This is a genomic window from Modestobacter excelsi, assembly GCF_005930495.1.
Classification (GTDB): Bacteria; Actinomycetota; Actinomycetes; order Mycobacteriales; family Geodermatophilaceae; genus Modestobacter; species Modestobacter excelsi.
This window is the reverse complement of record NZ_SJEX01000003.1, coordinates 137,824-146,453: the sequence shown is the minus strand read 5'-3', so window position 1 is coordinate 146,453 and position 8,630 is coordinate 137,824. Positions and strand designations below refer to the sequence as shown.

General features: G+C 74.7%; 7 protein-coding genes. 5 read left to right on the top strand and 2 right to left on the bottom strand.

The annotated features are described in order from the left end of the window. Positions 1–75 precede the first annotated feature (75 nt). From FHL80_RS02430 to FHL80_RS02415, 4 genes are all read left to right on the top strand, one after another. Positions 76–1,296 carry a homogentisate 1,2-dioxygenase gene (locus FHL80_RS02430; RefSeq protein ID WP_138731874.1) on the top strand — a complete coding sequence of 407 codons (1,221 nt, stop codon included), beginning with the start codon at positions 76–78 and terminating at the stop codon, positions 1,294–1,296. Further along, positions 1,293–2,123, top strand: a complete 831-nt coding sequence (locus FHL80_RS02425) for a hypothetical protein (RefSeq protein WP_138731873.1) — start codon at positions 1,293–1,295, stop codon at positions 2,121–2,123. The genes FHL80_RS02430 and FHL80_RS02425 overlap by 4 nt, the downstream gene beginning before the upstream one ends. Then, on the top strand, positions 2,120–3,307 hold the full coding sequence (fahA, locus tag FHL80_RS02420) for a fumarylacetoacetase (protein WP_138731872.1): 1,188 nt from the start codon (positions 2,120–2,122) through the stop codon (positions 3,305–3,307). The genes FHL80_RS02425 and fahA overlap by 4 nt, the downstream gene beginning before the upstream one ends. A gap of 102 nt (positions 3,308–3,409) precedes the next feature. Further along, positions 3,410–4,102 (top strand): IclR family transcriptional regulator, encoded by a 693-nt coding sequence (locus FHL80_RS02415; RefSeq protein ID WP_138731871.1) that lies wholly within the window; start codon positions 3,410–3,412, stop codon positions 4,100–4,102. A gap of 258 nt (positions 4,103–4,360) precedes the next feature. Here the strand turns inward: FHL80_RS02415 and FHL80_RS02410 are convergent, their stop codons facing one another. Further along, a complete protein-coding gene (locus FHL80_RS02410; RefSeq protein WP_138731870.1) occupies positions 4,361–4,951 on the bottom strand; it encodes an RNA polymerase sigma factor in 591 nt (196 codons plus the stop codon). 147 nt (positions 4,952–5,098) lie between these two features. Then, a complete protein-coding gene (locus FHL80_RS26650; RefSeq protein ID WP_138731869.1) occupies positions 5,099–8,143 on the bottom strand; it encodes an AfsR/SARP family transcriptional regulator in 3,045 nt (1,014 codons plus the stop codon). A gap of 205 nt (positions 8,144–8,348) precedes the next feature. On the opposite strand from FHL80_RS26650, the gene FHL80_RS02400 reads away from it, so the two are divergent. After that, positions 8,349–8,615, top strand: coding sequence for a hypothetical protein (locus tag FHL80_RS02400; protein ID WP_138731868.1), 267 nt, complete (start codon positions 8,349–8,351; stop codon positions 8,613–8,615). Positions 8,616–8,630 lie beyond the last annotated feature (15 nt).

Below are 8,630 nucleotides of genomic sequence, written 5' to 3'. Positions count from 1 at the left end.
GTCCCCGCCTAGCCCCACGACCCCCTTCCTCGCTCCCGGCGCCGAAGGTGGAGAACCACCCGAGGAGGAACTCTCATGGCGTTCTACCGGCAGGTGGGCAGCGTCCCGCCCAAGCGGCACACCCAGCACCGCCGTCCCGACGGCGGGCTGTACGCCGAGGAGCTGATGGGCGAGGAGGGCTTCTCCTCCGACTCCTCGCTGCTCTACCACTCCGGCATCCCCTCCGCGCTGGTCGACGCCCGGCCGTGGGAGCTCCCCGACCAGACGCTCACCCCCAACGCGCCGCTGATGCCGCGGCACCTGAAGCTGCACGACCTGTTCCCGGCTGAGGAGCACAAGGCCGTCGACGCGGTGACCGGGCGCCGGCTGGTGCTGGGCAACGCCGATGTGCGCATCTCCTACGCGGTCTCGTCGCTGACCAGCCCGTACTACCGGAACGCCACCGGCGACGAGTGCGTCTTCGTCGAGCGCGGCAGCGCAACGGTGGAGACGGTCTTCGGTGCCCTGGAGGTGGGCCAGGGCGACTACGTGGTCATCCCGCGGGCCACCACCCACCGCTGGGTGCCCACCGGCAACTCGGCGTCCGGCACAGAACCGCTGCGCACCTACGTCATCGAGGCCAACTCGCACATCGCCCCGCCGAAGAGGTACCTGTCCAGGTACGGCCAGTTCCTGGAGCACGCGCCCTACTGCGAGCGGGACCTGCGCGCGCCGGCCGAGCCGCTGGTCGTCGAGGGCACCGACGTGGAGGTCCACGTCAAGCACCGGGGCACCGGCCCGGGCGGGCTCACCGGCACCGTCCACGTCGTCCCCGAGCACCCCTTCGACGTGGTCGGCTGGGACGGCTGCCTCTACCCCTACGCCTTCAACGTCGCCGACTACGAGCCGATCACCGGCCGGGTCCACCAGCCCCCGCCGGTGCACCAGGTCTTCGAGGGCACCAACTTCGTCATCTGCAACTTCGTGCCCCGCAAGGTCGACTACCACCCGCTGGCCGTGCCGGTGCCCTACTACCACTCCAACGTCGACTCCGACGAGATCATGTTCTACGTCGACGGCGACTACGAGGCCCGCAAGGGCTCCGGCATCGGCAAGGGCTCGATCTCCGTGCACCCGGGCGGGCACTCCCACGGCCCGCAGCCGGGCGCCGTCGAACGGTCCCTGGGGGCGGAGTCCTTCGACGAGCTCGCGGTCATGGTCGACACCTTCCGTCCGCTCGACCTCGGCGAGGGCGGCCTCGCCACCGACGACGGCAGGTACGCCTGGTCCTGGTCGGGTCGGGGACCGTCCGCGTGACCGCGCTGTTCGAGGGGTTGTTCGACGACGCGGCGCTCTTCCCACCCGGCGACGCGCCGATGGCCGCGGCAGTACCCGCGCACCGGGAGCTGCGCGCCCGGCTCGGCGGGCTGGTCGGCCCCTTCGTCGTCCCGGCCGCCCGGCTCGACGAGCTGGTCGCCCACCTCGGGGACGGCGACCCGTTCGACGTCTCGGTGATCGCCGCGGCCGGCGCCCTGCCGGCCGCGGTGGACCGGGCCAGCACCGACCCGCGGCTGCTGCTCACGGCGGCCGAGATGCCGGTCGTGGCCGACGCCGCCGCCGCGGAACAGGTCGTCGCGGTGCTCGACGGGGTGCTGCCGGACCACGTGCCGGCCGCCGTGGAGCTGCCCCGCACCGCTGTCCGGGACGAGGTGCTCGACGTCCTGGCCGGCACCCGGTACCGCGCCAAGCTGCGCACCGGCGGTCTGCAGGCCGGGCTGTTCCCGTCCCCCGTGGAGTTGGCCGGCACGCTGTCGGCCTGCCTGAGCCGCGAGGTCGCGGTCAAGTGCACGGCCGGGCTGCACTCCGCCGTCCGGCACACCGACCCGGCCACCGGGTTCCCGCACCACGGGTTCCTCAACGTGCTGGCCGCGGTGGACGCCCTCGTCGAGGGCACGCCGGCGGTGGCGTGGCTGGAACAGCAGGACGGCGACGCGCTGGCCGCCGCGCTGCGCAGCTGGACCCCCGGCCGCGCCGCCCGGGCCCGCGCCGTCTTCACCTCCTTCGGCACCTGCAGCGTCCTCGAGCCGGTCGACGACCTGGTCGCGCTCGGCCTGCTCCCCGCACGAGAACGGACTCCGGCGTGAGCTGGCTCGACCTCCCCGCCGGCACCGGCTTCGGGCTGACCAACCTGCCCTACGGCGTCTTCTCCACGTCCGGGACGGCCCGCCGCACCGGCGTCGCGGTCGGCGACTCCGTGCTCGACCTGGCCGCCGCGACCGGGGACCCGGTGCACGCCACCGGGTCCCTCAACGGGTTCATGGCCCAGGGTCCCGGGGCCTGGGCGGCGCTCCGGCAGCGGCTCCTGGAGTGGCTCACCGACCCGGCGCACCGGGACGCGGTCGAGCCGCACCTGGTCCCGCGCAGCGAGGTGACGATGCACCTGCCGGTGGAGGTCGCCGACTACGTGGACTTCTACAGCTCCCAGCACCACGCGGAGAACCTCGGCCGGATGTTCCGACCGGACTCGCCGCCGCTCACCCCCAACTGGAAGCACCTGCCCATCGGCTACCACGGCCGGTCCGGGACGGTCGCCGTCTCGGGCACGCCGGTGGTGCGGCCGTGGGGGCAGCGCAAGCCGGTCGACGGCGACCCAGTGCTCGGCGCCTCGCAACGGCTGGACATCGAGGCGGAGGTCGGCTTCCTGGTCGGGGTCGGGTCGCCGTTGGGCACCCCGGTGCCGCTGGCGGACTTCGAGCAGCACGTGTTCGGCGTGTGCCTGGTCAACGACTGGTCCGCCCGGGACCTGCAGTCCTGGGAGTACGTGCCGCTCGGCCCGTTCCTCGGCAAGTCGTTCCTCACGTCGGTGGCACCGTGGGTGGTGCCGCTCGCGGCCCTCGAGCACGCGCGGGTCCCGCCCCCGGTGCGGGACCCGCAGCCGCTGCCCTACCTCCGCGACGACGACCACCCGTGGGGGCTGGACATCGAGCTCCAGGTCCGGCTGAACGGCGAGCTGCTCAGCCGGCCGCCGTTCCGGGAGATGTACTGGACCCCGGCCCAGCAGCTGGCGCACATGACGGTCAACGGGGCATCGCTGCGCACCGGCGACCTGTTCGCCTCCGGCACCGTGTCCGGCCGCGGCCGGGACGAGCGCGGCTCGTTCATCGAGCTGTCCTGGGGCGGTACCGAGCCGATCGGCCTGCAGGACGGCACGACCCGCACCTTCCTGGAGGACGGCGACGTCGTCACCCTCACCGCCAGCGCGCCCGGTCCCGACGGCACCGTCATCGCCTTCGGCGAGGTCACCGGCCGCATCGAGCCCGCGCGATGACGGCTGCGGACGCCCGGGACCCGGCAGCGCCCCGGGCGGTGCCGGGTCGCCGCGGAGGCCGACCCTAGGCTGGGCGCCGACCGGACACGGGGAGGGACCGCCATGGCGGTGGAGGACGGCGCGGGGGCTCCGCAGTCGCAGACGTTGGACCGCGGCGTCCGGATCCTCGAGCACCTGGCGTCCGCGAGCGTGCCGCAACCGGTGGCCGAGATCGGCCGGGCCCTCGGACTGCACCGCTCCATCACCTACCGCCTGCTGCGCACCCTGGAGGACCACCAGCTGGTCGAGCGGGACCCGCTGGGCCACTACGGCCTGGGGCTCGGCATCGCCGCGCTGTCCCGCGGCGTGCGCACCGACCTCAACGCCGCGGCCCTCCCGCGGCTGACCGGGCTGGCGACCGAGCTCGGCATGACGGCCTTCCTCGTGGTCCGCGCCGGGGACGAGGCCGTGACGATCACCAGCATCGAGCCGCAGGACACCCCGGCGCACGTCACCTATCGGCCGGGCACCCGGCACCCGGTCGACCGGGGCGCACCGGGACTGGCGCTGCTCATGCCCGAGACCCCCACCGCCGAGGACCGCGACGCCCTCCGGGAGGCCCGGCGGACCGGCTGGGCCAGCTCGCACGGCGAGGTCATCCCGGGGATCCGGTCGATCGCCGCGCCCGTGCTCGGTCCGGGGGGCGTCGCCCGCGCCGCTCTCGCCGTGGTCTTCGTCGACCAGCACGCCGACGTCGACCACATCGGGCACGCCGTGACCGCAGCCGCCGAGAAGGTCGCCGCCGCCATGCAGTGACCGGCGCGCCCACGTCAGGGTGCCCACCCCCTCGAACAGACCAGAGAGGTCGACCATCGACGTCCGCGAGGACGCGAGCTGCGCCATCGGCTGGTCCCGGTCCGGTGACCAGTGCGTCGCGACGTTCGTCGACGACGAACCGGTCGCGACAGCTGACAGCGCCTCTGCCTGGTCGGGTCCCGTGCCCGGTGTGGCCGGGTCCGCGAGCCGGGGCGACGCCCCACCGGGAGTCAGCGCAGGTCCCGGCCCAGCGGGCACTCAGCTCAGGACGAGGTCGTGCAGCCCGACCGGTGCCAGCTCCTCCCGCAGGTGCGCGAGGACCCGGGCCCGGGTGGGACCGATGCTGCCGATCGGCATGCCCAGGCGGGAGCTGATGTCCCGGTAGCTCACCGGAGGGGACGCCAGCAGCAGCTCCAGCAGCTGGCGGTGCCGCTCCGGGAGGTCCGCCAGCGCCCGACGGAGCAGCCTCCGCTGCTCCCCTCGCAGCGCGGACACCTCGGGGCCGTCCTGGTCGGGGTCCTGGTACCGGGCGCTGCCGACCTCACCGCGGTCGTCCTCGCAGTCGACGAGCTGCTCGCGGCCGCTGTGCCGGATGATCTCGAGACAGGCCCGCCGGGCGGTCGTCTTCAGCCACCCCGCCAGGTGCTCGGGCTCCCTGAGGTCTGCGACGTGCTCGACCAGCCGGAGCCACGTCGTCTGCACCGCGTCCGCGGCCTGCCCCTCGTTCAGCCGGAACCCGCGGACCACGGACCGCAGCAGACCGGCGTACTCGTCGACGATCGCGTCCCAGGCCGTCGGGTCCCCCTCGGTGGCCCTCCGGACCAGCATGGCGACCTCTGCAGGCTCCACGTCCGACTCCCCTCGTCCGCTCGGTGCACCGCACCGGCACGGGAGAGGCTCGGGAGGCCGCGCTAGCAGAGCGTCAGCCGGACGACGGGCGGACGACGCCGCAGGTCGGAGGCGGGGCGAGCCCGCACGGACGCAGGGTGCAGGCGCTCAGCGACGGGCGGCCAGCTGCTGGGCGAGCGAGCGCGTCCGCGGCTGGGGCGGCACCCCCAGCTCGGACAGCATGTGCTGGCAGCGACGGAGGGCACGATGGGCGTCGACCAGGTCGTCGTCGGCCAGGTGGACGGCGACCAGGAGCTGGTGGGCGGTCTCCGAGCAGTCGTCGACACGCAGGGCCCGCTCGGCGAGGCTCCGAGCCGCCTCGGCGTCCCCCCGCGCCAGCAGCAGATCGCCGGCACGGACGGCGCTCGCGACGAACCTGCTCCGCAGGCGGTCCCGCTCCCAGTCCAGCCAGCTCCCGCCTGCCACGTCGGCGAGGAGGTCCCCACCCCACAGAGCCGCGGCCCGCCGGTGCGCCGACAGCGCAGCCGAGGGCGCACCCTGGCGCTCCAGCCGGGCGGCCTCGTCCAGGGCGTGCTCGAACTGCAGCACGTCGATCTCGAGCGCTCCGTCCGCCACCAGGTGCAGCACCGGGCCGGCACTCCGCACGAAGTACGGCGGGTCCAGCTCGCCGCGGTCGGGCTCGAGGACGTTCTGCAGGTAGGCGAGGGTGACGCGCAGGTTCCGGCCCGCCGCGGCGTCGTCGAGGTCGGGCCACAGCTCCGAGGTGATGGCGCTCCGGGTCGGCCGGTCGTGCACGACCAGGTAGCCGAGGAGCTGGCGCACCCGCTCCCTGCGCAGCTCCGGAGCGGTGACGACCACCCCGTCACGGCGCAGTTCGAGCGGGCCGAGGACACGCAGGTGCAGCCGGGCGGTCGGCACCGCCGGGATCGCCCGCAGCAGCGAGCGAGCCGTGACCGCGAGGGCAGGCGGTGCCGTGGTCGCCAGGGTGCGCAGGGTCGCCCTGGCGGCGGGACCGAGGTCCTCGACCAGCGCTCGGGCACCGGCCCGGCCTGCCGCCGCCATCCCCAGGGCCAGCTCGCTGACCCACGGCACGGGGAGGAGGGCGCGGAGCACCGGCCAGGTGGTGGCCGGGATGGCGCCCGCCGCCCTCGTCGACCCGCGCTCGCGCAGCTCGACGAGTGCACGCGCCCCCGCGTACACGTCGGCCAGGGAGCCGGGAGGCGGGTCGGCGTCCCAGCGGTCCCGCACCTCGGGCACGAGCACGTAGAACAGGGGCAGCGCGACCGGGGACACCCGGACCGCGGCCGAGCCGCGCCCACCGTTGCGCGCGACGATCGACCGCAGCGCGGCCGCCGCCCGTTCCTCGTCCCTCGCCGACAGGGCGTGGAAGGCCTCCGCCAGCGCCCACGCCAGCGGCGCCCACGCGACCGGGGAGGCGCCGAGGACCGACCGCGACGCCCGGAGGACGGCGTCCGCCTCATCCTGACGACCGAGGACGTCGAGCAGGGAGACCGCGCAGACCACCAGCTCGGGAGAGGTCAGCACCTTGGCCGGTGCCATGTCGGTGAGCAGGTACGGCAGCAGCCGCTCCGCCTCCTCCACGCGCCCCCTCAGCCGGAAGGACTCCAGCAGGAGGCAGCGCGCGACCCCGTGCATCGTCGTCGCCGCGTGGGACAGCGACCGCCGGGCGAGCACCTCGCCGGTCGCGGCGTCGCCCAGCCGGAGCAGGACCAGCTGGGCGTGCAGCCAGTCCTGCACCGGGTTGAGCGACGCCCCCGAGACCAGACCCGGGACCGCGAGCGCCGATCGGAGGTCATCGGTGGAGCGCGCCAGGACACCGCGGACGAGTGCCACGAACGCCGGTGCTCCCTGGTGACCGGCGCGCGCCAGGTCCTCCAGCTCCTGCAGCAGGTCCTCCATCCGACGCCGGTCGTTGCGCCAGAACGCAAGCTGGACCAGTGCGTTGAGGCAGGCGTACCGCACGCCGAGGGCCCCTGGGGCCGCTGCGAGCGCCTGGACCAGGAGCCCCTCGGCCGCGTCCGGGCTCGTCGGCTCCGCCACCATGGCGGCCAGCAGCAGGCCCTCGGGGGTCTGCTGCACGTCGCGCGGCAGTCGGTGCAGCCACGCCTCGAGGACGTCCGTCGGCACCAGCGCGGTACAGCACTCGCACACCTCGACGACGAGCCGGCGGACGTCGTCCCAGGCCCGGGCGTCGAGCAGCAGGCCCATCGCCTCGTGGTACTGGCCGCGGCCGCGCAGGATGCCGGCCGCGGTCCGCCGCGCCTCGGCCACCTGCCCGGAGTCGAGGTGGTGCTGGAGCGCCGCTGCCCACAAGCCGTGCAGCGACCACCACCCCGAGCGCGAGCGCACGAGGAGGGGCAGGCCCTCCAGCAGGGACGGGAGGTCCACGTCCCGGCCGAGAAGCGCGGCGGCGATCTCCTCGTCCGCGCCGCCCACCGCGACGAGCAGCGCCAGGGCATGACGACGCTCCGGTGACACCTGCGCGAGCAGTTCCTCCCAGACGTACCCGTTGACGGCGAAGGGACCCGCCGTGGCCGTCAACTCCGCCAGGGCCGGCCAGCCGCCGACGTCGCTGAGCAGCTCCGGCGACACACCGCGGGACTCGGCGAAGGCGGCGACCTCACCGTCACGGAACTGCAGGTCCTCCTCCCCCAGCACCACCGCGCCGCCTCCGGCCACGAGCCGGGCGACGGAGAGCGGCAGCGGCGGCCGGGAGGCCAGGACGAGGTGCCCGTTCCCGGGCAGCTCCTCGACGAGGTGGCCGAGGAACCGGCCGGCCGGTGACCCCGGGGTCACCAGGTGCACGTCGTCCAGGATCAGGGCGACCTGGCGTGGGGCCGCGTTCCAGAGCGCTTCGGCCACCGCGACCGCGGCCTGCCGGGGGTCCTCCGGCACCGGGGCGGAGAGCCCGACCGCGGCGGAGACGCCGGAGACCAGGAACGACAGGCTCGTGTCGTCCCGCTGACAGGTCAGCCAGCGGTCCTCCCCCCATGGGGACAGCGCATTCTCGCTCACGGCCTGTCCCAGCAGCGTGGTCTTGCCGAAGCCGGCGGGTGCCACCACCGCGGTGAGGGGGCGCTCGAAACGGCTGCGCAGGACGTCCAGCAGCCGCGGCCGCGTGATCAGGTCACGGTCGGCGAGGGGCGGCGTGTACCTGAGCGCCCGGCTCATGGACCGACTGTAGGGACCACGCGACCGTCGGTACACCCGAATTCGTCCCGCTGACGAACCGTCTGCGGCGTTCTCCGGCCGATCCCCCGCGCCCCGGCGTATCAGCAGCGGTCCTCCGCTCCTCTTGACCACACCGGCGTCGCCGGGCCCGGATCTCCGTCCCCGGCCTCCAGGCGTGCGAGCCGATGCCAGGAGGGAGGCGGTCGTGGAACGCGACGGTCGACCGCAGTGGGACGACGGGCGGCTGATCGGGCTCGCCGTCGAGGTGCTCGACGGCGACGGGGCGCGCCGTGGACGGTCCACGACCTCTGCGGCGCCGGGTGGCAGCCCGGCCGAGCTCCCCCTGGCGGACGTCGTCGCGGCCGGGCGGGCCGCCTACTGCTGGCTCGACGTCATCGTCTCGCTACGATCCGTCACCCGACACCACGGACCGGTGAGCGGAGCCTCGACCTGTGCCGAGCCCGGCCACTAGCTTGGCCCCTCCGCA